Origin of the sequence: Salinisphaera sp. T31B1 (assembly GCF_040361275.1) — a bacterium.
Classification (GTDB): domain Bacteria; phylum Pseudomonadota; class Gammaproteobacteria; order Nevskiales; family Salinisphaeraceae; genus Salinisphaera.
The window spans coordinates 107,462-133,188 of sequence record NZ_APNH01000004.1 but is presented as its reverse complement, the minus strand read 5'-3'; the positions used below and the strand labels follow the sequence as shown (position 1 = coordinate 133,188).

The 25,727-nt window shown below is 64.6% G+C and carries 23 protein-coding genes and 1 pseudogene; 9 read left to right on the top strand and 15 right to left on the bottom strand.

Going from position 1 to position 25,727, the window contains the following annotated elements; translation table 11 throughout:
- Window positions 1-13 precede the first annotated feature (13 nt).
- Window positions 14-733 carry an HAD-IA family hydrolase gene (locus tag T31B1_RS15350; protein ID WP_353250405.1) on the bottom strand — a complete coding sequence of 240 codons (720 nt, stop codon included), beginning with the start codon at window positions 731-733 and terminating at the stop codon, window positions 14-16.
- Window positions 730-1,851, bottom strand: a complete 1,122-nt coding sequence (locus T31B1_RS15345) for an ABC transporter ATP-binding protein (protein ID WP_353250404.1) — start codon at window positions 1,849-1,851, stop codon at window positions 730-732. The genes T31B1_RS15350 and T31B1_RS15345 overlap by 4 nt, the downstream gene beginning before the upstream one ends.
- A gap of 289 nt (window positions 1,852-2,140) precedes the next feature.
- Here T31B1_RS15345 and T31B1_RS15340 point away from each other — a divergent pair.
- Both T31B1_RS15340 and T31B1_RS15335 read left to right on the top strand, forming a co-directional pair.
- A pseudogene (locus T31B1_RS15340) lies at window positions 2,141-2,338 on the top strand (LysR family transcriptional regulator); the annotation flags it as partial.
- Window positions 2,339-2,428: 90 nt separating this feature from the next.
- Window positions 2,429-3,106: a LysR substrate-binding domain-containing protein gene (locus T31B1_RS15335; protein ID WP_353250693.1), complete on the top strand. Its 678-nt coding sequence runs from the start codon at window positions 2,429-2,431 to the stop codon at window positions 3,104-3,106.
- 148 nt (window positions 3,107-3,254) lie between these two features.
- Here the strand turns inward: T31B1_RS15335 and purU are convergent, their stop codons facing one another.
- On the bottom strand, window positions 3,255-4,112 hold the full coding sequence (gene purU, locus T31B1_RS15330; protein ID WP_353250403.1) for a formyltetrahydrofolate deformylase: 858 nt from the start codon (window positions 4,110-4,112) through the stop codon (window positions 3,255-3,257).
- 138 nt (window positions 4,113-4,250) lie between these two features.
- Between purU and dinB the strand changes: the two genes are divergently transcribed.
- Genes dinB through T31B1_RS15315 form a run of 3 tightly spaced genes read left to right on the top strand, consistent with a single transcriptional unit; the run spans window position 4,251 to window position 6,762 of the window.
- Window positions 4,251-5,324 (top strand): DNA polymerase IV, encoded by a 1,074-nt coding sequence (dinB, locus tag T31B1_RS15325; RefSeq protein ID WP_353250402.1) that lies wholly within the window; start codon window positions 4,251-4,253, stop codon window positions 5,322-5,324.
- A 33-nt stretch (window positions 5,325-5,357) separates the two neighbouring features.
- Entirely contained in the window at window positions 5,358-6,107 is a 750-nt protein-coding gene (locus T31B1_RS15320; protein ID WP_353250401.1) for a glutathione S-transferase, read from the top strand.
- On the top strand, window positions 6,097-6,762 hold the full coding sequence (locus tag T31B1_RS15315) for a thiopurine S-methyltransferase (RefSeq protein WP_353250400.1): 666 nt from the start codon (window positions 6,097-6,099) through the stop codon (window positions 6,760-6,762). The genes T31B1_RS15320 and T31B1_RS15315 overlap by 11 nt, the downstream gene beginning before the upstream one ends.
- A gap of 160 nt (window positions 6,763-6,922) precedes the next feature.
- Here T31B1_RS15315 and T31B1_RS15310 read toward each other — a convergent pair whose 3' ends face one another.
- Window positions 6,923-7,681, bottom strand: a complete 759-nt coding sequence (locus T31B1_RS15310) for a TSUP family transporter (protein ID WP_353250399.1) — start codon at window positions 7,679-7,681, stop codon at window positions 6,923-6,925.
- Between the two features lie 43 nt (window positions 7,682-7,724).
- Window positions 7,725-8,057, bottom strand: coding sequence for a hypothetical protein (locus tag T31B1_RS15305; protein WP_353250398.1), 333 nt, complete (start codon window positions 8,055-8,057; stop codon window positions 7,725-7,727).
- Between the two features lie 408 nt (window positions 8,058-8,465).
- Between T31B1_RS15305 and T31B1_RS15300 the strand changes: the two genes are divergently transcribed.
- The 4 genes from T31B1_RS15300 (at window position 8,466) to T31B1_RS15285 (ending at window position 11,140) form a co-directional block, all read left to right on the top strand.
- Complete coding sequence (locus tag T31B1_RS15300) at window positions 8,466-8,930, top strand: DUF4442 domain-containing protein (RefSeq protein ID WP_353250397.1); 465 nt, start codon at window positions 8,466-8,468, stop codon at window positions 8,928-8,930.
- A gap of 83 nt (window positions 8,931-9,013) precedes the next feature.
- The gene (locus tag T31B1_RS15295; RefSeq protein WP_353250396.1) at window positions 9,014-9,988 is read left to right on the top strand and encodes a DnaJ C-terminal domain-containing protein; all 975 of its coding nucleotides are present in this window, start codon (window positions 9,014-9,016) and stop codon (window positions 9,986-9,988) included.
- Between the two features lie 2 nt (window positions 9,989-9,990).
- Entirely contained in the window at window positions 9,991-10,308 is a 318-nt protein-coding gene (locus T31B1_RS15290) for a chaperone modulator CbpM (protein ID WP_353250395.1), read from the top strand.
- Window positions 10,301-11,140 carry an MBL fold metallo-hydrolase gene (locus T31B1_RS15285; RefSeq protein WP_353250394.1) on the top strand — a complete coding sequence of 280 codons (840 nt, stop codon included), beginning with the start codon at window positions 10,301-10,303 and terminating at the stop codon, window positions 11,138-11,140. The genes T31B1_RS15290 and T31B1_RS15285 overlap by 8 nt, the downstream gene beginning before the upstream one ends.
- A gap of 267 nt (window positions 11,141-11,407) precedes the next feature.
- Here T31B1_RS15285 and T31B1_RS15280 read toward each other — a convergent pair whose 3' ends face one another.
- The 10 genes from T31B1_RS15280 to T31B1_RS15235 all read right to left on the bottom strand — a co-directional run bounded on the left by T31B1_RS15280 (window position 11,408) and on the right by T31B1_RS15235 (window position 25,716).
- On the bottom strand, window positions 11,408-13,090 hold the full coding sequence (locus T31B1_RS15280) for an AMP-binding protein (RefSeq protein WP_353250393.1): 1,683 nt from the start codon (window positions 13,088-13,090) through the stop codon (window positions 11,408-11,410).
- 640 nt (window positions 13,091-13,730) lie between these two features.
- On the bottom strand, window positions 13,731-15,425 hold the full coding sequence (locus T31B1_RS15275) for an NAD-dependent malic enzyme (protein WP_353250392.1): 1,695 nt from the start codon (window positions 15,423-15,425) through the stop codon (window positions 13,731-13,733).
- 34 nt (window positions 15,426-15,459) lie between these two features.
- Window positions 15,460-16,620 carry a c-type cytochrome gene (locus tag T31B1_RS15270; RefSeq protein WP_502951021.1) on the bottom strand — a complete coding sequence of 387 codons (1,161 nt, stop codon included), beginning with the start codon at window positions 16,618-16,620 and terminating at the stop codon, window positions 15,460-15,462.
- Window positions 16,621-16,676: 56 nt separating this feature from the next.
- Entirely contained in the window at window positions 16,677-17,237 is a 561-nt protein-coding gene (locus T31B1_RS15265) for a (2Fe-2S)-binding protein (RefSeq protein ID WP_353250390.1), read from the bottom strand.
- Window positions 17,234-20,062 carry a xanthine dehydrogenase family protein molybdopterin-binding subunit gene (locus tag T31B1_RS15260; RefSeq protein WP_353250389.1) on the bottom strand — a complete coding sequence of 943 codons (2,829 nt, stop codon included), beginning with the start codon at window positions 20,060-20,062 and terminating at the stop codon, window positions 17,234-17,236. The genes T31B1_RS15265 and T31B1_RS15260 overlap by 4 nt, the downstream gene beginning before the upstream one ends.
- Before the next feature lie 59 nt (window positions 20,063-20,121).
- A complete protein-coding gene (locus T31B1_RS15255; RefSeq protein WP_353250388.1) occupies window positions 20,122-21,477 on the bottom strand; it encodes an 8-oxoguanine deaminase in 1,356 nt (451 codons plus the stop codon).
- A gap of 39 nt (window positions 21,478-21,516) precedes the next feature.
- Window positions 21,517-21,870, bottom strand: a complete 354-nt coding sequence (uraH, locus tag T31B1_RS15250; RefSeq protein WP_353250387.1) for a hydroxyisourate hydrolase — start codon at window positions 21,868-21,870, stop codon at window positions 21,517-21,519.
- Window positions 21,871-21,924: 54 nt separating this feature from the next.
- Entirely contained in the window at window positions 21,925-23,328 is a 1,404-nt protein-coding gene (locus tag T31B1_RS15245; protein WP_353250386.1) for a nucleobase:cation symporter-2 family protein, read from the bottom strand.
- Window positions 23,329-23,423: 95 nt separating this feature from the next.
- Complete coding sequence (locus T31B1_RS15240) at window positions 23,424-24,155, bottom strand: aspartate/glutamate racemase family protein (RefSeq protein ID WP_353250385.1); 732 nt, start codon at window positions 24,153-24,155, stop codon at window positions 23,424-23,426.
- Window positions 24,156-24,192: 37 nt separating this feature from the next.
- Window positions 24,193-25,716, bottom strand: a complete 1,524-nt coding sequence (locus T31B1_RS15235; RefSeq protein WP_353250384.1) for an NCS1 family nucleobase:cation symporter-1 — start codon at window positions 25,714-25,716, stop codon at window positions 24,193-24,195.
- Between the last annotated feature and the right edge of the window lie 11 nt (window positions 25,717-25,727).

Sequence of the window (25,727 nt, the reverse complement as noted above, 5' to 3'; positions counted from 1 at the left end):
CGATGTCCTCCGATCAGGCCGTTGCCATTCCGGCCTCGACCGCATCGGCGAGTCCGGCGAGCGTGGTGAAATGGGCATCCGGGGTGGTCACCTGCTTCGGATCCGGGGTGCCGCCAAAGCCTTTCTGCCCGTGCCGACGTTCGATCCAGCACACCGTATAACCCAGCTCGCGGGCCACGCCGATATCGTGATACTGGCTCTGGGCCACGTGCAGGATTTCCTCGAAACGATAGCCGAAGGCGTACTGGCGGCCCCGGTTATAGGCGAAATACTGGGGATCGGGTTTGGCCGTGCCGGTTTCATCGAACGTGACGCTGTCGTGGAACGGCCAGCCCAGCTTCTCGGCATAGGAGGTGAACGCGGTCCGGTCGGCGTTGGTCATGGCCACGAGGCGGAAATTTCGCCGTAGCCGGGCCAGCGCCTGTGCCGAGTCCGAAAAGGCCGGCCAGTCGATGACGTCGAGCTGAAACGATTCGGCTCGGCTGTCATCGGCGGGTAGCCCCAGCTCACCGGCCAGCTCGCGATAGACCTGTGCCATCGCCTGGCTGGACCGGCCCGGGTTGGCGCTACGACCGCGCTTGTAGGCGCCGAAGATATCGTCGTCGCTCAATCCGGTCGCGGCATCGCCGCCCAGTCGACGAACCGAATCAAGCACACCCTTTTCAAAGTCGATCAGTGTGCCCACCACATCGAAGGTCAATACGCGAAATTGGCTGTAATCGAGTTCGCTCACGCTGCGTCTTCCTTTTCTATCGAAGTAGATGAATAGCCGTGGGCCACGGGGACCACAACGGTGTCGTTGGGATGGATGGCCACGGTGATGTCGTCGCCGATCGCCGGGGCGTGTCGACGCGCGGCGTCATGGGTCGGATGGTTCAGACGCACGACCGTGCCGTCGGCCAGCGCAACCAGCACACGCAGGCTTTCGCCCTGATAGACGACTTCGGAGACACGACCGCTGATGCGGTTGAACACCTCGGGCAGATCGCCGACATCGAGTACAAGCTTGGCGGTCTGAAGAACGAGCACCAGCGACTCGGCAGCCGGCACCGGGTCACGTGTTGTCAGCGTGATACCGGCATAGGCCACCTGACGGTCGCCGGTCGCGCGCACCGGCAATAACCGCGACTCGCCCACGAACTCGGCCACGAATGAATCCACCGGGCTGTCGTGCAGCGTCTGCGGCGTGCCGACCTGGGCGATGCGTCCGTCGCGCAGGACCACGATCCGATCGCTCATGGTCAAGGCCTCACGCTGATCATGGGTGACATAGATGATCGTCGCGCCCAATTTCCGGTGCAGCGCTCGCAGCTCCATCTGCATGATTTCGCGCAGCTGCTTGTCCAGCGCCGAGAGCGGCTCGTCCATGAGAATGAGTGCCGGTTCGAACACGATCGCCCGGGCCAGCGCCACGCGCTGCCGCTGGCCACCGGACAACTGCAATACGCCGCGATCGCCGTAACCGGCCAGGTCGACCATGGCCAGTGCATCGCGTACGCGTTCGGCCTGCTCGGCTTTGGCCATCCGACGAGCGCGAAGCGGGAAGGCGACGTTCTCGCCCACCGTCATATGAGGGAACAGCGCGTAGCTCTGGAACACCACGCCGATATCGCGTTTGTGCGGCGGCGTGAAGGTCATGTCGCGATCACCGATATGGATCGTGCCACCACTGGGCATCACGAACCCGCCGAGCATGCCCAGGAGCGTGGTCTTGCCCGAGCCGGAGGGTCCGAGTAGAGAGACGAACTCGCCGGGCGCAATATCCAGATCGGTCTCGTGAACGGCGACCGTTCGTCCGTAGACCTTGCGAGCGCCCCTGATCCGTACGCCAACGCTATCTCGAGTCTTCATTTGCCCTCTCTCGATCGTGCTTCGTTCTCGCCGACGGATCTGCACCGAACCGACGCATCGGCCGCCCCAGACCAGCGCACTCGCGCTATAACGATGCACGGTAGTTTGTGCAAATATCCGTATCCACGTGGCTTGCCAGGACACAGCCGCATCGTCACGAACTAATTACCGCACGCCTGGCCGGCAACGACGATTTAGTGTCCTCTTCGCCTGTCTCTATCTCGACGGTAGAACAGCCGACTATCGGGTTGCAATTGAAAAATAATTGGATCAAGCATAACCTCAGATCATGACCTCGCTTCGCCGAAAACTTCCCAGTGCGCACGCTTTGTTCGTGTTCGAATCCGCCGCACGATGCGGTAATTTCACGCGTGCAGCGACCGAGCTTTATGTCACCCAACCGGCAGTGAGCCGCATGATTGCCCGTCTTGAAGATCATATGGGGGTGAGGCTGTTTCGGCGAGATAAAGGCCGTCTCGAACTGACTGAGAACGGACAGATTCTTTATCGAGGGGTATCGGACGGTTTCCGCTCGATCGAGTCGTCAATTGAACAAATAAGCGCGCGAAACGAGACCGTGGATACCGTGTCGCTTTCGGTCTCGACTGCGTTCACCACCCACTGGCTGATGCCGCGCATGCACGAGCTACAGGCAGCGATGCCGCGTCTGGATCTGCGTTTTCAGCTGATCTCCGGCGCAATCGGCGGCCCGGTAGAGGACGTGGATCTGGGCATGCGGTTCATTAGCGGAAGCGATGCGTCGCACGATGCAGACCTGATTCTGCCGGAGATATTGGTACCGGTCTGCAGCCCGGCCTATCTGCGCGATATCACCGCAGGGCCTGGCGACCAGTCGCCCGCGCCGACGTTGATCAACCTCACCGGCAGCCCGACCGACTGGTTCGAGCTGTTTCCCGCGTTAGCCGAGCGCTGGCCGGCGGCGAGCACGCTGAGTTTTTCGGATTATGCGGTGGTATTGCAGGCAGCACTCATGGGCCAGGGAATCGCGGTCGGCTGGCTCAACGTGGTCGCGCACTGGCTGGATATCGGCGCGCTGGTCCCGGCGCTGGATACCTGCGTGGCCACTGGGCGGCTGTGTCATTTCGTTCGCTCGCGCGCCAAACCTGCCCGCGAGCCGGTCGCGCAGCTCCAGCGGTGGATCATCGACAAGACCCATGCGGATATACATCGTGTGGAGAACCACTATCCGCAGCTCGATATCGCCCGCACGATGAATCCGGACCCAAGCAGCTGATCGCACGCGCCGGTCAGGCTGCGACGCTACGCCACCTGCCGGACCGTTTCGCCTTACTTTCGGTCCGGCACCCGCCCCGCGCGGGGCGCCACAACTGCCTCCGAGAATAGGATCGCACCGTATACCGGAGAGCGGGTCTGCGAGACCGCTAGAGCACGATCGTGCGATGGCCGCTGATCATGACCCGGTCTTCCAGATGGTGACGCAGCCCACGGGCCAGAACGGCCTTTTCGATATCCTTGCCATAGCGCATGAGGTCGCCGACGGTATCGGCATGGTCGACGCGGGTGACATCCTGGTCGATGATCGGCCCCTGGTCCAGTTCCGCAGTGACGTAGTGGCAGGTCGCACCGACCTGCTTGACGCCACGCCGCCAGGCCTGGAGATACGGTGACGCGCCGACGAAACTCGGCAGGAAACTGTGGTGGATATTGAGCACGCGCCCGGCCAGCGCCTCGCACAGTCGCGCGGGCAGAATCTGCATGAAGCGCGCCAGCACCATGGCCTCTCCGCGTGCCTGATCGAACAGATGCTCGATCCGCTCGAAGGCGGCCTTCTTGTTGTCGGCGTCGATAGGCACGTGGTGATATGCAATCCCGTGCCATTCCACCAGCCCACGGGCATCATCGTGGTTGGAGATCACGCAGGGGATATCGATCTCCAGTTCACCCGAAGCCCAGCGCTCGAGTAGGTCGTACAGACAGTGCATCTGTCGAGAGACCAGGATCACGACCCGCTTGCGGTGTGCGCTGTCGCTGATCTGCCAGTCCATGGAAAACGATCGGGCGACCGGGTCGAAGGCGTCACGGAGCGCGTCCAGATCCATGACGACCGATTCGGCCCGCACTTCGACACGCATGAAGAACTGCCCGGACGCCTCATCGGAGTGCTGCGCCGACCTGAGTATCCAACCGCCGTTTTCAGCGAAGAAGCCGGCTACTCGGGCCACGATACCGACACAGTCGGGACAGGAAAAACGCAGGGTGTAATATCGCTGACGATCCATGATGCAGTGCTTATCAATGAGAAATGCGACCGCCACGGGCGCGGGGTCGGCTCTGGCCGGCTATGGTAGCGCGTCGGACCGGCGTGGTCTTAGCCGCGCCGCTGTCGTCCGGTATCGCTCGGGGTGCGTAGACCGACCATGAGTGGTGCGCTTCGCAAGATCGTGCATGTCGATATGGACGCTTTCTATGCGTCGGTCGAACAGCGCGATGCGCCCGAGCTGCGCGGCCGGCCGGTCGTGGTGGCCAAACGCGGTCTGCGTTCGGTGGTCACCGCGGCCAGCTACGAAGCACGGGTTTTCGGCGTGCGTTCAGCGATGCCGGCGGTGCGCGCCGAACGGCTCTGCCCCCAGGCGGTTTTCGTGCCACCGGACTTTGCCCGGTACAAGGCGATCTCGCAGCAAATCCGGGCGATTTTCTACCAGTACACCGACCTGGTCGAACCATTGTCGCTGGACGAGGCGTATCTCGATGTCACCGAAGACCGGCAGGCGCTGCAGTCGGCCACCGCCACGGCACGAGCCATCCGTGCCGATATCCTCCGGGAGACCGGGCTGACCGCGTCTGCGGGCATCGCGCCAAACAAGTTCCTGGCCAAGATCGCCTCCGACTGGCGCAAGCCCGATGGCCAGTTCGTAGTCAGCCCACGCCGGGTCGATGCCTTTCTCCTGCCACTGGATATCGGCAAGATTCCCGGCGTCGGCAAAGTGATGAAAACACGCCTGACGGCCATGGGTATCGCAACGGTAGGCGATCTGCGCAGCGTCGACGCGGATCTGCTCGTGGCGCGTTTCGGTCGCTGGGGGTGGCGACTGCATGAGCTGTCGCACGGTATCGATGACCGACCGGTGCAGCCGCGACGCGCTGCTTCGCAGGTATCCGCGGAGGACACATTGCGGGAGGATCTGCCACTGGCCGAGCTGACCCCGCATATCGAGCGTCTGGCAGAAAAGACCTGGGCCAATCATCGACGCAAGCAGACCCGCGTTGCACGCACGGTGGTGCTCAAGCTCAAGACTTCCGACTTCCGTATTCTCACACGCAGTTTCACCCCCGCAGCACGACCGGCTTCGGCAGCCGATGTGGCCGCCATTGCCTGTGCGCTGCGAGACCGGGTCGAAGACGACCACCTAACCCGTTACCGGCTCGTGGGGGGAGGCCTGTCGGGTTTTGTCGACGCCGAGACCCAGCCGCTGCAGGCCAGCCTGCTCTGAGCGGATCCGCTCCTTCGACGACGAGACCTGACGATGCGCTACGAACTCTATTACTGGCCCGACATTCCCGGTCGCGGCGAATTCATACGTCTGGCACTCGAAGACGCCGGCGCCGATTATGTGGACATCGCGTATTCGCAGGACGCCGAACACGCGAGCGCGGCGGTGGCCGCCGGCCTGGACACGCGGCACCGGGCACGTCCACCGTTTGCACCGCCCTATCTGCGTGCCGGCGATCTTGAGATCTCGCACGTGGCCAACATTCTGGCGTTTCTCGGGCCGCGACTGGCCCTGGCGCCCGCCGACGAAGCCGGCCGGCTCTGGTGTCATGCGCTAGCCCTGACCCTGACCGATTTCACTGCCGAGATTCATGACATTCACCATCCGCTGGGCCCGGGCCTGTACTACGAAGACCAGCGCGAGGTCGCGGTTCGCGCGGCAGCGACCTTCATCGACCAGCGCCTGCCCCGGTTTCTCGGCTATTTCGAATCGGTGCTCGATGCCCGCGGCAAGCGCCGACCCTGGCTGGCGGGTGACGCCTGTTCAACGGCCGATCTGTATCTGTTCCAGGTCGTTGCCGGCCTGCGCTACGCGTTGCCGCGCGCCATGCATGCGGCCGAACGCGCCGTTCCGAACGTGAGCGCCCTGGCCGCACGCGTGGCCGCTCGCCCGCGACTGGCGGCCTATCTGGCCAGCGATCGGCGAATGGCCTTCAACACCGACGGCGTATTCCGTCATTATCCGGAACTGGATCTCCAACCCGAGCCGCCGTATGGATCGTGATTTCTGGCTAGAGCGCTGGGACAACCAGCAGATCGGTTTTCATCAACCCAAGGGCCAGCCCCTGCTACACCGGTTCTGGCCGACGCTGGAACTGGCCGAGGATGCCCCGGTGCTGGTGCCGTTGTGTGGCAAGACGCCGGACATGGCATGGCTGGCCAGCCGCGGCCATTCCGTAACCGGAATCGAGTTCAGCGAGCGGGCCGCGGCCGATTTCTTCGACGAGCAGCGCATCCCGCGCGAGACCACCGATGAAGGCCCGTTCAGGCATATCTCAGGTCAAGGAGTCGAGCTCTACGTGGGCGACTTCTTCGCGTATCCGGTCGAGCGTATCGCGCGTTTTGGCGCGGTCTACGATCGGGCCGCGCTGATCGCGCTTCCGCCCGAGCTGCGGGCGGACTACGCGAAACACCTGTTGGACGGGCTCGCCCCCGGTGCGCGCATTCTGCTGATCACCCTCGACTACGACCAGCAGGAAATGTCGGGTCCGCCGTTCGCAGTCGGCGATAGCGAGGTGCATCGGCTCTATGGTGATCGGGCCGATATCGCCTGTGTCTCCGAGCGTAGCGGCCTGAGCCGCAACGACCATCTACGCGCGCGAGGCCTGACCCAGGCCTGCGAACGCGTCTACTGCATCACACGCAACGCGGATCGCTGAGGCCTCGCCCGACCGGGCAAAGACGCGCCGCCCGGCCACGCTCACACGCGCCCAGGCGGTGCGCAGCCGTGTCGTGGCAGCGTGTCTCACCCGAGTGCGGATCGCCGATCTGGCCGGCTGACGCGTACGCATTCGCCGCCGTGGCATCGTCACAGCGCAGCTACCACAGGCCGCGCAGGATCAGGCTTGCGCCCATCGCTGCGAGCATGCTGAACACGATGGCCCGAAGACGACGCTCGGGCAACCGGTCGCGTACATACTGGCCGAGCATCTGCCCGCCCGCCGACGGCGCGATACAGGCGACAGCGGTCAGCACCTCGGCCCGGCCGTAGACACCCAGTACGGTCAGCCCGGTGGAAAGAATCGCCGAGGCGAGGAGAAACATGACGCCGATGACCATCGCGAAGACATCCCGCTGCATGCGTGCGGCCACAAACACCGGGATGGACGGGAAACTCACGAAAGACGTCATGCCGGCGAGCAGCCCGGATGCAGCGCCGGTGACCAGCTGCGCCCGCACACGCAACGGAGTCGCGATCGCCGGCTGCCAGCCGCTGGCCTGTACCGCCACGAACACCAGAATGAGGGTGCCGATCAGCGTGAGCAGGCCCTCGTGGCCGACGTTCGAGAGCACCACCAGACCCAGTATCATCGCCAGAACCAGCGTGACATAGAACGGCCAGTAGACGAACGTGGCGCGGAACACCCGCCGGTTCTGGATGAGCTGAACGACATTGGCGACCATGACCGGCGCGATCGAGATGGCGATCGCCGTCGGCACCGGCAGCAGAAAACTCGACAGCGGTATCGTGAGCATCGGCTGGCCGAACGCGGCGGCGCCCTTGATGAACCCGCCGAACAGATAGATGACCAGCAGCGCGGCAACGACAGTCAGGGTAAGCGGGCTGGCCTCGGGCATCGCGAGAGTATATCGCGCGGCGACGTGGCGGGTGGAGTTGCGATCAGGCCCGGCGCTGGCGATTGGCTCGCAAACGCCGCAGCAATCCGCGCCCGGCCACCGCCAGGCCCCCGATCACCAGCAAGGCCACCATCACATACACCCAGAACGGCAGGTCCCGCCCGACGGCCAGAACATACAGATACGGCGCCGAGTAACAGAACGCCCAGCCGAGCACCAGCAAGGCAAGCGGCTTTTCTCTTCGAATATGATGAAACAGCCAGGCGCTGATCAGCAGAAACGGCGGCGTGCTCACCAGATAGATGAGCACGAATAGCAATGGATCGACCTCGTGCGCCTCGGCGATGCCGCTCAGGTAATCGATGAGATTCTGCATGGGCCCCACGGCGAGCGCCGGCTCGACGCGGCGATACGATGACTGACCCTCCCCACAATACGGACTTATCGCCCAGGGTGACAGCCCGGCCCGCCGCGATCAGGGCTCGTCGGTGCCGGATGCCGACCGCAGGCGTGTCTGCGCACAGGTTGCGCCAAGCCGTCAGCCACCGACTCGTCGTGCCGAGGCCTTGAGCCGCGAAACCGCCGGTACGGCAAGCCGGGAGCGCGGATCCGATCGCCCGGACGACCACCAGCCCGTGGCCGCTGGGTACGCCCCCCGTTCAAGCGATATTGCCATGCAGCGCGCGGAACGATCTGGGCTGCCGCGGGACCGCGTTCGGTACGGATTCGTATGCAACATCGACAGGGCCTAGACTGCGGCTAGACAACCGTTCCAGAGATACCGATGAAGCCACTCGTACTCCGCCACATGATGAATGCCTGGCCGCCGTTCGCCGCGAGCGGCATACGAGTGGAGACAATCGCCTCCGATTGGTCCTACGCGCGGGTGGCACTCAAGTTCCGGCCCTGGAATCGCAACTATATGGGCACCCAGTTCGGCGGCAATCTGTTCAAGATGTGTGATCCGTTCTGGGCGATTCTGGCGATCGAACGCATGGGCCGCGGGTTCATCGTATGGGACGCGGCCGGCGCCATCGAATTCGTGGCCCCCGGCCGCGAAACGGTATATGCCGAGTTTCGAATGGACGACACGACCCGCGACGAGCTGATCGAGGCCGCTGCCGGAGGCCGCAAGCACCTACGCTGGTTCGAAAACGATATCGCCACCGCGGACGGCACCGTCGTCGCGCGGGCGAAAAAACAGCTCTATATACGGCGCAAGCCCGTACGGCGGCGCGCTCGTTCGTAACGCCATGCCCCGACTCGATTGAATCCAGGCCTCGGCGCACCTAAATTCTGGCTACGGCAATCATCGGTCCTGCGTCTGTCCTCATGGAATACAAGAACTATTACGAAACCCTCGGCGTGGAGCGATCCGCCGGCGACGACGAGATCAAGCGTGCGTATCGAAAGCTGGCCCGCAAATACCATCCGGATGTCAGCAAGGAAGCCGACGCGGAAGACCGCTTCAAGGACGTCAACGAGGCCTACGAAGTGCTTCGCGACCCGGAAAAACGCGCTGCCTACGACCAGATCCCGCCCGGCGGTTATGGCCGCACGGAGGCCGGACAACGTCCAGGTGCGGGCGCGGGCACGGGCCGCGGCGCCGACTCCGGATTCGATTTCCACGGCGGCGGTTTCACCGGCGCCGATGCTTCCGACTTCAGCGATTTCTTCGAGTCGATGTTCGGCCGCGGCTATGCCGGTGGCGGTGCCGCGGGCGGCCGGGGTACGGCTCATGTACGCGGCCAGGACCACACCGCGAGGATCGAAGTCGATCTCGAGGATGCCTTTACCGGCAGCACCCGTACGGTCAGCCTGCGTGCACCCGCGATCGACGAACACGGCCATGTGGTCGAGCGCACCCGCTCGCTCAAGGTCACCGTGCCCAAGGGCGTACGAGCCGGTCAGCAGCTGCGCCTGACCGGCCAGGGCACGCCGGGTATCGGAGATGCCCCGGCCGGCGACCTGTATCTGGAAATCGGCTTCCGCACCCATCCGCTGTATCGCCTGGACGGGTCCGATCTGATCGTCGACCTGCCGGTCGCTCCATGGGAAGCGGCACTCGGGGCCACGGTCAAGACGCCGACCCCGGCCGGGCCGGTGGACCTGAAGATCCCGCCCAACTCCAACGGCGGCCGGCGCTTGCGGCTCAAGGGCCGCGGCATGCCCGGGCGCACGCCGGGCGATCTGTATGCGGTATTGCGTATCGTCCTGCCCCCGGCCGACAGCGATGCCGCACGCAAGCTTTACCAGGACATGGCCGATACGATGGCGTTCAATCCGCGCGCGGCAATGGGAGTCTGATCATGGCAAATCGCGATCACACGACGGTGACCTGTGAAATCGTCGAAACCCGTTCCACCCTGACGCTCGGCCAACTGTGTCGATCGGCCGGCGTTCAGGCGGAATGGATCACGCTGCTCGTCGAAGAAGGCGTGATCGAGCCGCAACAGCGGGGCTCCCGCTGGGAATTCGCCGCCACCCACCTGCCGCGTGTGCATACCGCCGCCCGCCTGCACCGCGATCTCGGCGTCAACGTCTCCGGTCTCGCGCTCGCGCTGGAGCTCATGGACGAGATCACGGCCCTGCGCGCGCGCCTTGACGCACTCGCCGAGCGTGGCTGACGCCGGGATCCCATGGCTGTGCGTGACCTGCGGCACGCAGTTCAGGCCGACGCCGAAGCCACCCGCGCACTGCCCCGTCTGCGAGGATGTCCGGCAATTCGTCGGCCCGGACGGCCAGCAGTGGATGATGCCGTCCGAACTGGCGGCTACGCACAGCGCACGTATCGAACGTGTCGACGACCGGCTGTACGGTATCGGCACCGAGCCCGAGTTCGCCATCGGCCAGCGCGCCCTGCTCGTGCGCAGCGGCGGGCTCAATCTCCTCTGGGACTGTACCAGCCTGATGGACGAAGCCACCGTGGCCGGCGTGAACGCGTTGGGCGGCGTCGACGCGATTGCGATCTCGCATCCGCATTTCTACACCGCCATGGTGGACTGGGCACAGGCGTTCGATGCGCCGGTGCTGTTGCATGCCCAAGACCGTGACTGGGTGATGCGCGATGACGCGCGAATCCGGTTCTGGGAAGGTGACCGCCATGTGCTGAATGACGACCTGACGCTGGTACGCCTGGGCGGTCATTTCCCCGGCGGCACGGTATTGCACTGGCAGGGGCAGAGCCGTCCGGAGGGCGCACTTCTCAGCGGCGATATCGTGCAGGTGGTCGCCGACCGCGACTGGGTGAGCTTCATGTACAGCTACCCCAACACGATTCCTTTGCCCGCCTTCGAGGTCGAGCGGATCGCCACGACCGTCGCTGCCTACCGGTTCGACACCCTCTACGGCGGCTGGTGGCAGACGATCGTGCACGAGCGGGCCGATACCAAGGTCCAGCGTTCGGCCGAGCGCTACCTGGCAGCCCTGGCCGGCCGGTATCATCGCCCGCCGGGCTGAGGCCCAGCCGACACAACCGGCGCGAGTGCACGCGACGCCCTGGCGCAGGAAAGCCGGGCTCTGTCGTATCGGGAACTGGCCTGACGGGGATGGTCGCCGTCTTCGCCCGGCATGTCGATCGCCCCGGCATACGGCATGGGCGCTCACGCCGTGTGGCCCGCTTGGGCCCGGCATCCACGCTTGATGTCCCGAACGATCTCTACCGGCGTCGATGTATCCGGGCCCGGTCCGGACCGCCGTTCGCGCGGCGGACGTCGGCTGTGCCGATCAGTCCTCGGCGAGCCCGAGCTCGGCGATCATCTGCTCCCGCATGCGGAATTTCTGCACCTTGCCGGTCACGGTCAGCGGGAACGCATCGACAAAGCGTACATAGCGCGGGATCTTGTAATGCGCGATCTCACCTTCGCAAAAGGCCCGCAACCCCGCTTCGTCGAGCTGCCCGGCGGCGGTGAGCTGGACCCACGCGCACAGTTCCTCGCCGTAGCGCGCATCGGGCACACCGATGACCTGGACATCGGCCACGGCCGGATGACGATACAGATATTCCTCGATCTCGCGCGGATAGACGTTCTCGCCGCCCCGGATGACCATATCCTTGAGCCGCCCGATGATGCGGCAGTAGCCGGCGTCGTCCATGACGGCCAGATCACCGGTATGCATCCAGCGTGCGGCATCGATCGCCTCGCGTGTCCGTTCGATCTCGTCCCAGTAGCCGAGCATCACGCTATAGCCGCGCGTACAGAACTCCCCCGGTTGGCCACGCGGCACCACGCGTGAAGATGCATCGACGATCTTGATCTCCAGATGCGGATGAACCCGGCCGACGCTGGCCACGCGTGCTTCGAGTTCATCGTCCACCGCGGTCTGACAGCTCACCGGCGAGGTTTCGGTCATGCCGTAGGCGATGGTGACCTCGTCCATGTGCATCTCGTCGATCACGCGCTGCATCACCGCCCGTGGGCAGGGCGAGCCGGCCATGATCCCGGTCCGCAGGCTGGCCAGGTCGAAGTCGGCGAAATCGGCCAGGCCCATTTCGGCGATGAACATCGTGGGCACACCGAATAGCGCAGTACAGCGTTCGGCGGCCACGGCTTCGAGCGTGGCGCTCGCATCAAACGCGCCGGCCGGATAGACCACCGCGCTACCGTGCGTGACCGCGGCCAGATTGCCCATCACCATGCCGAAACAGTGATACAGCGGCACCGGCACACAGATCGCATCGTCGGCGCTCAGGTTCATGCCCCGACCGACGAAGTAACCGTTGTTGAGAATATTGTGGTGGGACAGTGTCGCCCCCTTGGGCCGCCCCGTGGTGCCGCTCGTGAACTGGATGTTGATCGGCTCGTCGGCCTGCAGTTCGGCGCCCAGCGCCGCGACGCGCGCCTGGTGCGACGGCCCCGCGCGCTCGGGCAGATCGTCGAAGCGAACCATGCCCGGCGTGTCCTGTTCACCCAGTCGTATCACCCACCGCAATTCAGGTAACGCGGCGCTGTGCAATTCGCCGGGCGGCGCCTCGGCCAACTCGGGCAACAACGACTGCAACAGCGCGATATAGTCGCTGGTTGCGTGCTGCGGCATGACCACCAGTGCCTTCGCCCCGACCTTGGCCAGCGCATATTCGACCTCGGCCCGCCGATAGGCCGGGTTGACGTTGACCAGCACCAGCCCTGCCTTGGCACTGGCGTACTGGGTGATCAGCCATTCGGCACAGTTATGCGACCAGATTCCGATCCGGTCGCCCGGCACCAGGCCCATGGCCACGAACGCCGCGGCATAGGCATCGACCCGATGCCCCAGCTCGGCATAGGTCCACCGCACGTTCTGATGCCGGCTGACCAGTGCGCATCGGTCGGGCCAGCGGGCGACCGCCGAATCGAACGCCTGACCGATCGTGCTGCCCAACAGGCTGGCCGGGCTGGCGCCGTGCACATAGCTTGGCTGTGGTGTCATCGCCTCTTCCTCGCACGGGCTCCGGCAAGCCGATCGGGTCCGCGATCGATTGCCGCGCCCTCGTTTTGTTATCGCTCGTCCCGAATTACGCCGAAACGACGGCCGATACACAACCTGGCAGTCGACCGCACGACGACAGCCACCATTGCCGAACGGTCGGTGGCGTTTAACCGGCTGCCTCGCCGGAGCCCGTCGGCCGGAGCCTGGCAGCGAATTCGCGGCACCCCCAGAGCCGGCATGCATGTTGCCGCACGACTTTGGTCTTAGCCCGGTACGAGGGGCACCTGGGGGGGCGCAAGTGCGCGCCAGTCCGAATGGCGGTATCGCGCATCCGGGTAGCCCCGGGTGCGCGGCCGCGCGATCCGAACGCCGGCGACCGACCCTGGGCGATGGCGATTTGAGCCGACGCGCGCGCCCTCGGCAGGCCGGGTATACGACGGCAGCGGGCCAGCGCCGCAAGCCAGGCGTACCGCACGGCGTGTCACGCACCTGGACAACCGTCGGCCGGGGCGCCCGGCCCGGGTGGCGTTCAACTTCGCCGGCCCGCGTGTCCGGGGCGTGGGATACCGTAACGCAACGGCGCGGCTCGGCGGGCGCCGAGACGAACCGGCCCGGTCAGTGCGTGGCCTGGGCGCGGCGCCTAGAACGCGGCACGCCGATACCGACGATAGCGCGGGTACCAGAAGTTGCGCGCTACGCTTTCCCGAATGGCGTCTTCGGAGGACTTGAGCGCCACACCGTCGGCCTGTGCCTGACGAGCGACGGCCACCGCGATCGATTGGCTCAGCTCACGTACCCGCTCCAGCGGCGGCAGCAGCGCACCTTCGCCATCGACGCCCAGCGGCGACATCTCGGCCAGTGCGCGCGAGGCGCTCATGATCATGTTCTCGGTCACTCGTCGTGCCTGGGCCGCCACTACGCCGAGGCCGATGCCGGGAAAGATATAGGCATTGTTGCACTGGGCGATCGGGATCGTGCGATCGCCGATCTCGACCGGATCGAAGGGGCTGCCGGTAGCCACGAGCGCCGCGCCGTCGGTCCACTCGAGGATCTCGGCGGGCGTGGCCTCGACCTTGGACGTGGGATTGGATAACGGCATGACGAACGGATGCGCGCAATGCGAATGCATGCGCTGAATCACCTCACGAGAGAACAGACCACGCTGGCCCGATACGCCGATGAGCACGGTCGGCCGTGCATGTTCGATGACCGTCAGGATCGGATCCTCTTCGGTATCCTCGCCCCATTCCTCGATACGTGCCTTGGGATGCGCCAGCCGCCGCTGGAAATCGGGCAGGCTCGCCATGCTGTCGGTGAGCAGGCCATTCCGGTCGATCATGTAGATACGGGCCCGTGCCTGGCTGTCGGTCAGCCCCTCGTCCACCATCGCGGCGATGATCTGCTCGGCGATACCGCAGCCGGCCGACCCGGCGCCCACGAAGGCCACGGTCTGATCGGCGATGGATTCGTTCTTGGCCTTGCACGCGGCCAACAACGAACCCACGCACACGGCGGCCGTACCCTGAATATCGTCGTTGAAACAGCACAGCTGATCGCGATAGCGGGACAGCAACGGAAGCGCATTGCGCTGGGCGAAATCCTCGAACTGCAGCAGCACGTTCGGCCAGCGCCGGCGGATGGCCTGGATGACCAGATCCACGAATTCGGCGTACTCTGCGTCGCCGATGCGCTCATGGCGCCAGCCCATGTACATCTCGTCGTCGAGTAGTTCCTGATTGTTGGTGCCCACGTCCAGAACCATCGGCAGCGTATACGCCGGGCTGATGCCGCCACAGGCCGAGTACAACGACAGCTTGCCGATGGGAATGCCCATCCCCCCGATACCCTGATCACCCAGACCCAGAATACGCTCGCCATCGGTGATCACGATGACCTTGACGTTATCCTTGGTGGCACTGCGGATGATGTCGTCGATCCGGTGCCGGTCCGGATAGGAGATGAAGATGCCGCGGTGATTGCGGTAGATTTCGGAGAACTTCTCGCAGGCCTGCCCGACGGTCGGCGTATAGATGATCGGCAGCATCTCTTCGAGATGGTCTTCGAGCAGCCGGAAGAACATGGTCTCGTTGTCATCCTGGATACCGCGCAGATAGATATGCTTGTCCAGATCGTTCGTACACGTGGTGTACTGCTGGTAGGCCCGATCGACCTGCTCTTCGATCGTTTCCACGTTCTGCGGCAGCAGCCCGATCAGATTGAAGGCCACCCGCTCGTCGGCGTCGAACGCACTACCCTTGTTGAGCAGCGGCATCTCGAGCAGCGTCGGACCGGCGTAGGGGATATAGAGGGGGCGTTTGCTGCCGTGTGTCGTCATTGAAGCACCTGATTGGAACTGCCTGAGGCGCAGTTTATTGCTTTGTGTCCGTCATGTCGGCCACTTGTGTTGCATCGACCGGCGTTTTCTGGCCCCCCCACTGTCGGCGCAGATAGGTTGCCAGCGTCGCGATCTCATCGTCGCTGAGCTTGTCGGCAAAGCCCGGCATGGCCTGCGCGCGCTCTGTGCCATTGAATTGCCGTGCGGCGATCCCGTCGTGAATGATCTTCACCAGATTGCGCGGACTGTCCAGTCGCAGCGTCGTATTGCCGGTCATCGCCGAGGCGACCTGAGCCGCGCCCTGACCCTGTGCGCCGTGACAGCCGGCACAGCTGTTGAGATAGAGCTGACGTCCCGGGTCGTCACCGAGGTCGGTTGCGGCGCTGATCGTTTTCGGTGCCGGCGGCTCGGCGCCCAGCAGGTAGCCGGTCATCGCGGCCAGATCCGCGTCGTTCAGATACCGCGTGCTGTGATGGAATACCGGGTACATCTCGCTATACATGCTGCCCTGCCGGCTCCGCCCTTCACGCAGAAAGGTCCGAAGCGAGTCGGTGTCCCAGCCGCGCGAAGCCAGTGATGTCGGCAGCAGATTCGGTGCCTCGTAGCCGGCGATCACCGCGCCCTGCAGGCGCTTGTCGCTCTCGACCGCGCCGAGCATGTTGCGCGGCGTATGACACTGGCCGCAATGGCCCAGCGTGTCCACAAGGTAGCGCCCGCGGCCGGACTGCGGGTCGTCGTCCGCCGGCGGGCCGGACGTATCGGATCCGGCGAACATCCAGTTCCAGACGTTCAAGGTCCAGCGCATCGAGAACGGCCACGACAGGTCGGTTTGCGGGCCGGCGGCGTGCACGCCGTCGAGGCTCATGAAGTAGGCATACATCGCATCCGAGTCCTCGCGCGCGATGTCGTGATAGGCGGTATAAGGCATGGCCGGATACAGCTGCGTGCCATCCGGCAGCTCACCTTGAGTGAGCACGTGATAGAAATCGTCCGCGCTGTAGTCGCCGATGCCGTACTGCTTGTCGGGCGTGATGTTGGTGCCGTAGACGGTGCCGAACGGCGTGTCGATCGGATGGCCGCCGGCATAGGGCGTGCCCCCCTTCGCCGTATGACAGGCCGCACAGTCGGCCGCACGCGCCAGATACTCGCCGCGCTCGACCTGGGCGTCCACGCGCTCGGCGGCGAATACCGTCATCGACGCACTGCACCCGACGGCCAGCGCGATCAGCAAATAAGCAGCCGTACGCACGATCAACCCTCCACCGTGGTGCCGGACGTCGCCAGCACTGCATCCCGCACTGCCTGGTAATAGCGCACGTAGCCGGTACAGCGGCACAGATGCGATTCCAGCGCCTGACTGATCGTATCCTCGAGCTGCGATCGGGGCACCGGATCGCGTTGCAGGCGCTCGATCAGCACCGTCGCGGCGTTGACGAAGCCCGGCGCGCAGTAGCTGCACTGGAACGAGAAATGGTTCAGAAACTGCTGCTGGACCTCGGACAGCGAGACCACCTCGCCGCGATCGTCACGCTCGGCGTGGCCCTCGACGGTCCGGATCGACTTGCCGTTGAAATAGTGCGCGCCGGTGATACAGGTGCGTATCTCCTCGCTGTGCCCGTCCGGGCTATCGACGATCACGGTACAGGCTCGGCACAGCCCGATACCGCAGCCGAAACGCGTCCCGGTGAGGTTCCGGTATTCGTTGAGATAATCGAGCATCATCAGCTCGTCGGGCACTTGCTCGACCGGCTGTTGCTCGCCGTTGATGGTGACCTTCAGCGGCTTGCGCTTGATCGGATCGGGTGTGCTCACAGGACCTCCCGGACGCGTTCGGCGGTGATGGGCAAATGATGGAAGTGATGGCCGATGGCGTGGGCCACGCCGTTGCCGATCGCCCCGACAATCGGAATCATCACGACTTCGGCAATGCCCTTGGGCGGCTCGGTACGCGAGACCGGCGGCAGAATCTCCGCCGTCTGTTGCCAGACGGCTACATCGCTGGCACGGGGGACGCGGTAGCGGTTGATGTTCCACGTCCCGTTGCCCGGGCCGTCTTCATACAGCGGCATGTCTTCGTGCAGCGCATGACCGATCCCCATGGCGATCCCGCCCTGCAACTGGCCCGAGACCAGCTCCTCGACGATGGTGTTGCCGCATTCCAGAAACGTGTGGTGGTTGAGCAGGGAGATCTCGCCGGTACCGGTATGGACCGCCAGTTCCACGAGCGTGCCACAGGCGCTGTAGTAGGTGACCCCGGCGTTGTTGCGCTGGGTGGGCGGGAAATACGGGTTCGAACGGGTAAGCCGCTCGAACCCGCGGGCCGTGGTCATGCGTGCTTTCTTTGCCGGCGACGCACCCTGACCGTACTGCACGGCCAGCCCGTCCAGCGGCAGATTTTCGGTGGTGCCGTCGATGTCGTAGTCGGCCCGCGACCAAGCCCAGCGGTTGAACGCATGGGCCATGACGCCGGTCACCCGGCCCTGGGCATGTGCCCTTTCGGCCAGAAACGCCAGCGACAGAGGTTCCATGCCGTTGGCCGAGAGCTTGCCGTCCTTCCAGACCGCATCGGCCTCGCGCACCACATACGGCGCGGCCTGTCCCCCGCCGATGCCGCGCTGCCAGTATTCGAGTGCGACCGGCCAGAGGCCGTGGCGAAAGATCACGCGCGCGGCTTCGATGGTCGGGAACGACAGATAATAGGCCGAGTTGCTCGCGCTCGAGGCCTGCTGGAGCATCGGCGTCCAGCGCGGATCCGACTGAGCAGCATCCTGGGTGTCCTGGGACATCAGGTACGGATTGCCCGTGGCCTTCATCGCCAGATCGTCCCACTCGGTTTCGGCGGTGTGAACGACATCGGCCGGCCGGCCGAGCCAGGCTGCTACGACCGCTGCCTGGCTGGTCGAATAACCGGTACCCATCTCGGCACCGGTGTTACGCAGCTCGATTCGACCGTCGGGCATCAGCTGGACCTGTGAGTAGACCGCCTCCGCACCGTGGCCGAAATCCTTCTGCACGCAGGCAAAACCCACCCCGTAGCGATGCTCGGGATGATCGGCCTCATAGGCTTTCTTGCGCTCGGCGCGCGTTGTCCATATGTCATGCCGCTTCGCCTTGTTGAGAATCTCCTCGCCGCGAAGATGGCCGGCCGGGATCGCGCCCTGGGTATTCTTCATGCCCGACTTGAACACGTTCGCCAGCCGCAGCTCGATAGGATCCATCCCGAGTTCGCCCGCGATCTCATCGACCATGACCTCGGTCGCGGCCATGGTCTGCAAGGTGCCGTAGCCGCGCATCGAGCCGGCCTCGGGCATCCGCGAATAGATGGCGGTGGCCGTCAGGTCGCTGTTGGGCATGTAATAGATGCCCTGGGCGGCGGTAGTGCCCACAAAGGCGACCGAATTGGAGAAATTCGCCCGGCCGCCGCCGTTGGCGGTCAGATCCTGTTTGAATATCCGGAACTTGCCGGTCTTACGCTCGACGGCCAGCCGATTGCGGATCGTGAACGGATGCCGCTTCATCGTTGCCTGGAACTGCTCGTAGCGGTCGTTGGCCAGGCGTACCGGATGGCCGTCAGCATAATAGGCGGCCAGCATGCCGTAGTAGGGAAAGATCGAGTTGTCCTTCGAACCGTAGCCCACGGTATAGGTCGGGTGCAGGAAAAAACGATGGCTGGCGAACGTGCTCGCCGAATGCAGTGCGGCCATGCGCTCGACCAGTTCGCTGGGCGACTGGCTTCCGCAGACCACGTGCATGTCGCCGGCCGACGCATCGAACCAGCAGTTGGCGTTGTCGGCCTCCATGGCGAAATGGTCGATATAGGGGGTGTGATACTCGCCCTCGAAGACCAGCCAGTCGTCGGGCGGGTTATCCAGCTGTTGCGCCAGCGCATCGGCGTGATACATCGCGCGCTCGCTGTCTTTGCCATTTTCCAGCGCCTGCGGCCAGACCGGGTGGCGCTTGCGGAAATCCGGGTACAGCACCGTCTCCTGGAGTGCCGAGAACCGATCTGTGTCGTACGGCGTATCGCCGCCGACGCGGATATATCGGAACGCGCCGTAGGGCGGTTTGTCCGGCAGGTCCGTGGTATCGCCGTAGACCACTACGTTCTCGGCCGCACGCACGCGGCTCTTGGCAATGCTGAAACGATCGAAATCGTGGTAGATCAGCATCGCCACGGGATAGCCCAGATAAAGCGGCGTGCGTCCCTTGGGCAGGAAGAACTCGGGCCCGTAGTAGTCGGGTACCTGGATGTTGTCGCGGGCCATGTCCTCGGCGGTGACCACGCGCTCGGGCGCCAGCCCGGCCTGCTCGAGCGCCGACAGGTCGATACCCTCGAACCGACGGTCGCAGCATGTGGCGCGCACGATGAAGGCATGTGCCTGCGTATCCGGCCAGTGGGGCATGTCGCGTGCGCGGATATCGCGCGCGAACACCTTGCTACCGGTGACCTTGGCCACGCCGTCGAGGCGGAACTGCATCCCGGCCCCCGGTTTCCAGACCCGATCGGTCGGCGTGAGCACCTGCTGTTCGAACAGGGACGCGAACGCGGGACTGGCGAGGTTGGCGACGTAGACGCTCACGCCGGCGACGATCGAGCGCTTGAGAAACTGCCGCCGCGAAGCATTGAAAGTGTGCATGAAGGCTCCCCCGGAGCGATGGATCACGAATTGTTACCGGCGCGAAGGCCCGGCGGTGTTCAGCCGTTGACCAGCGCCGTGGCGATGGCGTTGTGACGCTTGACCAACGACGGAACATCGACGCCGAGCAGTTCGCCCCGATGCACCCGCAACCGGCCGTTGATCAGGCTCAGATCGACCTGGGGCGGCCAGCAGAAGACCAGCGCAGCGAGCGGATCGTGTACCGCCGCGCCCGCCAGCGGCAGGCTGTCAAGACGATAACCGACGATGTCGGCGGCCATCCCCGGTGCCAGATGGCCGATATCGTCGCGGCCGAGTACTTCAGCGCCGCCGCGGGTGGCCAGACGCAGCGCCTGGCGCGCGCTCAAGCCGTCCGGGCCGTTGGCCAAACGTTGCAACAACATGGCCTGACGGGCTTCGCCAAGCATGTGCGAACAGTCGTTGGATGCCGAGCCGTCCACACCGAGCCCGACCCGCGCACCCGCGTCCTGAAGCGCACGGATCGGCGCGACCCCCGAGGCTAGCCGCATGTTGGAACTCGGACAATGGGCGACACCGCAACGATGCTCACCGAGCCGGCCGATTTCGGCCTCGTGCGGGTGCACCATGTGCGCGAACCACACGTCGTCGCCGACCCAGCCGTTGGCCTCGGCATACTCGACGGGCGTCTGGCCGAACAGTTCCCGGCAGTAATTCTCCTCGTCAAGCGTCTCGGCCAGATGGGTATGCAGATGCACGCGATGCGTGCGCGCGAGCGCCGCTGTTTCGCGCATCAGATCGGTGGAAACCGAAAACGGCGAACACGGGGCGAGCACGATACGCGTCATCGCACCGTGGCTGTCGTCATGATAGGTCTCGATCACCCGCTGCGAATCGGTGAGGATGAAATCCTCGTCTTCGACGGCGTGATCCGGCGGTAGTCCCCCACGCGACTGCCCGACCGACATCGACCCGCGCGCGGCATGGAAGCGGAACCCCATCTCGGCGGCGGCGTGAATCTGGTCGTCGACGCGTGCGTCATTGGGCCAGATATAGGTATGGTCAGCGGCCGTGGTACAGCCAGACAACATCAGTTCGGCAATCGCGATGCGGGTGCTCGCATCGATCGCGCGGGCGTCCATGCGGGCCCATATCGGGTAATGGGCGACCAGCCAGTTGAACAGGTCGCTGTCCTGGCCGGCCGGCACGTTACGCGTCAGCGTCTGATAGAAATGATGATGGGTGTTCACCAGGCCGGGTATCAGGATATGGCCGCTCGCATCGATCGTTTCGTCGGCGCCGCCGGTGATCTCGTCGGCCGGACCGATCGCCTCGATGCGGTTGTCCACGATACGGATGCTGGCGTTGTGCAGCAGCGTGTCGCTGTCGTCCATGGTGGCGATGACCGCCGCATTGCGTAGCAGTGTGCTCGTCATGCTGTGCTCCTTGAGAAGGCGTGGGGCCCGAACGGCGGTTCAGCTGCCACGGTAAGTGCTGTAGCCATAGGGCGAGACCAGCAGCGGCACGTGATAGTGCTGATCAGCGTGAGCGACGCCGAAGCGGATGACCACCTCGTCGATGAACGCCGGGCTGTCCAGTGATTCGCGTCGGTCGGCGAAATAGGCCCCCACGTCGAACACGATCTCGTACTGGCCTGCGGTGAACGCGTCGTCTTCGATCAGCGGCCGATCGCATCGGCCGTCGTCGTTGGTCTGTGTCTGAGCAAGCGTGGTGGCCTGCCCGGCTTCGAGACGTCGCACAACGACGGGAATGCCCACGCCCGGGCAGCCGTTGGCAGTATCGAGTACGTGTGTCGTCAGATAACCCATGAATAATCCGTTGTTAGATTCGTGATTCAGACAATCGGCGCCCGACGGCGTCCGTTACGACTTGGCCGGCCCCGCGGCCCGGCTCTGGCGACGTGCCGCCGATTCGAGTTCTTCCTCGGTATCGGACTCGTCGGCCACCGCATCGCCGCCGTTGAGCAGCAGGTTGGTGATCACTGCGGCCACGGCGGTCAACAGGATGCCGCTATGCACGATCGGCGCCGTCCAGTCGGGGAAGATGGCGAAGAAGTCGGGCGCGGCCAGCGGAATCATGCCGAAACCGATGGACACGGCGAACACCAGCTGATTGGTGCGCTGTGACATGTCGGCCTTGTTCATGATGTTGATACCGGCCGAAGCGACCATGCCGAACATCACGAGCCCGGCCCCGCCAAGGACCGGCTTGGGAATGGATGCCACCACGAACGCGGCCTGCGGGAACAGGCTGAGCACGATCAGCACGAAGCCGGAGACCACCGTGACATACCGGCTGGTCACTCCGGTCATGCCCACCAGCCCTACGTTCTGTGAAAACGAGGTATGCGGAAAGCCGTTCAGAAAGCCCGCGATCGCGGTGGCGATGCCGTCGCCGTAAAGCCCGCGGTTGAGCAGACGCCGGTCGACGGGTTTGCCCACCATCTCGCCCAGCGCCAGGCACATGCCGGTGGATTCGACGAGTGTGACGACCATGATGATGCACATGGCAATGATGCCCGAGATGGGAAATTCGAGCATCCCGAAATGCAGCGGTGTGACCACGCCCACCACCGGCTGCGATGCCAGACCATCGAGACTGACCACCCCGAGCGGCAGGGCCACCAGATAGCCGATCAGCAGGCCGATCAGCACCGAGATGTTCACCCAAATGCCGCGTCCGATCCGGTTGATGGTCAGAATACAGGCCAGTACGAACACCGCGAGCCCGACGTTGACGGGCGCGCCGAAATCGCTTGCACCCACGCCCCCGGCGGCCCAGTTGATACCCACGGGAATCAGCGATATGCCGATCGATGCGATCACGGTGCCTGTGACCAGCGGCGGGAAGAACTTGAGCAAGCGGGTGAAAAACGGCACCAGGGCAATGCCGAACACCCCGGAGACCACGGTCGCGCCAAAGATGCCGGCGATACCGACATGGCCGCTGGTCGCCATGGCCACCATGGGCCCGACGGTCACGAAGCTCGAGCCCATCACGATCGGCATGCGGATGCCGAAGATCCAGATCCCGAGCGACTGGATGAGGGTCCCGATCCCGCAGCACAACAGATCCGCCATGATCAGATAGGAAATATCCTCGCGCGGCAGATCGAGCGCGCCGCCCACGATCAGGGCCACCGCAATGGTGCCGGCATACATCACCAATACGTGCTGCACCCCCATTGGCAGCAGCTGCCCGATCGGCAGTTTCCGGTCCGCCGCACAGACGTGCGTGTCGGTGGTCATGGTCTGGTTGTCCTGCATCTAGCTATCTCCTCGTACGCCGGTGGCCAGCGATGGCTCCGAGCGTTTTGCTTTGGTTGACGCCTTCGCCATCTGATGCGGCGATGAGTGCGGGTTCATGACCGTCCGAACTCGGGCGGCCAGTTGACAAAGGTCTTGGGACGCGCCGGGGCGTAGGTGCGCAATTTCGAGGTACTCAGGTTCTGTCGAACCAGGGACTCGGCCAGCGTGACCGCCGCCGCCACCCCGTCGACGACCGGCGCGCCGGTGCGTTCGATCACGCGTGCGCGCAGCTCCGCCATGCCGCCACAGCCGAGACAGATCACCTCGGCGCGATCGTGCTCGACGGCGCTCACGCACTGAGCGGCGATGGCCTCGACGGCGGCGGCCGGATCACGTTCGAGTTCGAGCACGCCCAGGCCGCTGGCACGAACCGATGCACAGCGCGTATCGAGCCCCGCCAGCTTGAGCCGGTCCTCGATCAGCGGCACCGTTCGGTCCAGCGTGGTGACCACCGAATACTTGTGGCCGAGAAACATCGCCGTGGTGGCTGCGGCTTCGGTGATATCCACCACGGGGACCTCAAGCAGTTCCTGCAGGCCTTCCCGGCCGTGTTCGCCGTAGCCGGCTTGAATGACCGCATCGAACGGCTCGCGATAGGCCCGAACCGTTTCCATGACAGCGATGGCCGCCAGATAGCTCTCGTAGTTGCCCTCGACCGAATCGGCGCCGAACAAGGGCGTCAGCGGCACGATCTCGGTATCGGGCCCAGCCACGGCCGCGGCCTGACGACCGATGGCCGCCGTCATGGTTTCGGTGGTATTGACGTTGACAACGAGTATGCGCATTGAAGAGCTCGGCTCCGGAAGATGAAAGGTCAGACGGCTACTCACTGGCCACCGCGATCGACTCGCCGTCGATATCGCGCGGCTGCTGTGATCGGTCGGCGATCAGGGTGTAGATCAATCCGGCCAGACCGGCACCGAAGAACCACGAGAACCCGGCGAGCGCGGCGAACGGCGGCGCCAGTGCCACGGCAAGCGAGATCAGTGCAGCGGGAATACCGGCCGCAAAGGCCCGCGGATTGAAGCCGTGCCGGTAGTGATAGTCGCCGTGCGCGGCCTCGGTATAGAGATCCGGAACATTGATGCACGCGCGGCGCACCAGCCAGTAGTCGGCGATCAGCACGCCGAACACCGGGCCCAGCAGACAGCCGAGCGCGCCGAGGAAATACTCGATCACGATCGGCGAGTTGTAGAGGTTCCAGGGCAGTATCGCCACGCCCAGCAGCGCGCTGACCAGGCCGGCACGCCGGAAGTTCAGATAGCGCGGAAACAGGTTGGCCAGCATATAGATCGGTGCAACGAAATTGGCCACCAGATTGACCGCGATGGTGAGCACGATCAGCGCGCCGGCGGCCAGCGCTAGCAGGCCCGTATCGGGAATGGTCTGAACGATATCGGCCGGGCTTTCGATGATGCGGCCGTCGATACGGAACTGCGCGCCGGCGAGCACGACCACGATCACCGCAAAGAACAGCATGTTCAGCGGAATGCCGAACAGATTGCCCAGCACGATCGACCGGCGGTCCGCCACCGAGCGCGTGAAGTCGCAGAAATTGAGCGCAAAGGTGCCGTAGATGACGACCCACAGCGCAGCGGCCGAAAGGATTTCCCGCCACATCGGCCAGCCGGTCAGGCTTTCGCCGGTCGACCACGCGATGCTTGCCCCGGCTCGGACGAACACCCAGACCGCCAATGCGAGCATGGTCACCAGTATCACCGGCCCGGCAACGGACACATAGCGACGCACCATGCCCATTCCATAGCTCACGATCACGACCTGCACAGCCCACAGGGCGGCAAACGCGCACCAGCCCAGTAATGACAAACCCAGGACATGGTCGCCATCCAGGCGTGCGAGCGCCGGAAATACGGCGAGCAACAGGCCGCGCAGTACGACCGAGGCCAGATACGTCTGGATGCCGAACCACACGATCGCGACCCCGCCGCGTACGACGGCCGCGACCTGTGCCCCCTTGATACCGAAGGCGATGCGACTCAACACCGGGAATGGCACGCCGGTCTTCTGGCCCATGAACCCGGACAGCGTCAACAGCCCGAACAGAACGGCGGCACCGATCGCGAACGCAGCGAGGATCTGCCATACACCCAGGCCCAGCGCGAACAGACCGATGGCGAACGTATAGTTGCCCAGGCTGTGAACGTCGTTGGCCCACACCGTGAACACATGATAGGCCGTCCATTGACGCCCGGCGGCAAGCGTGGGCGCCAGATCCCGGTTGTATAGCCGACGACTGACCCCGGCCGGGCCGGCGCGTCGATTCTCGACCCGGGCCGGTGCGGCACCTGTCGATGAACGGCGGTGGGCGAGGGATTCGCTGTACATCACGGCGGGCC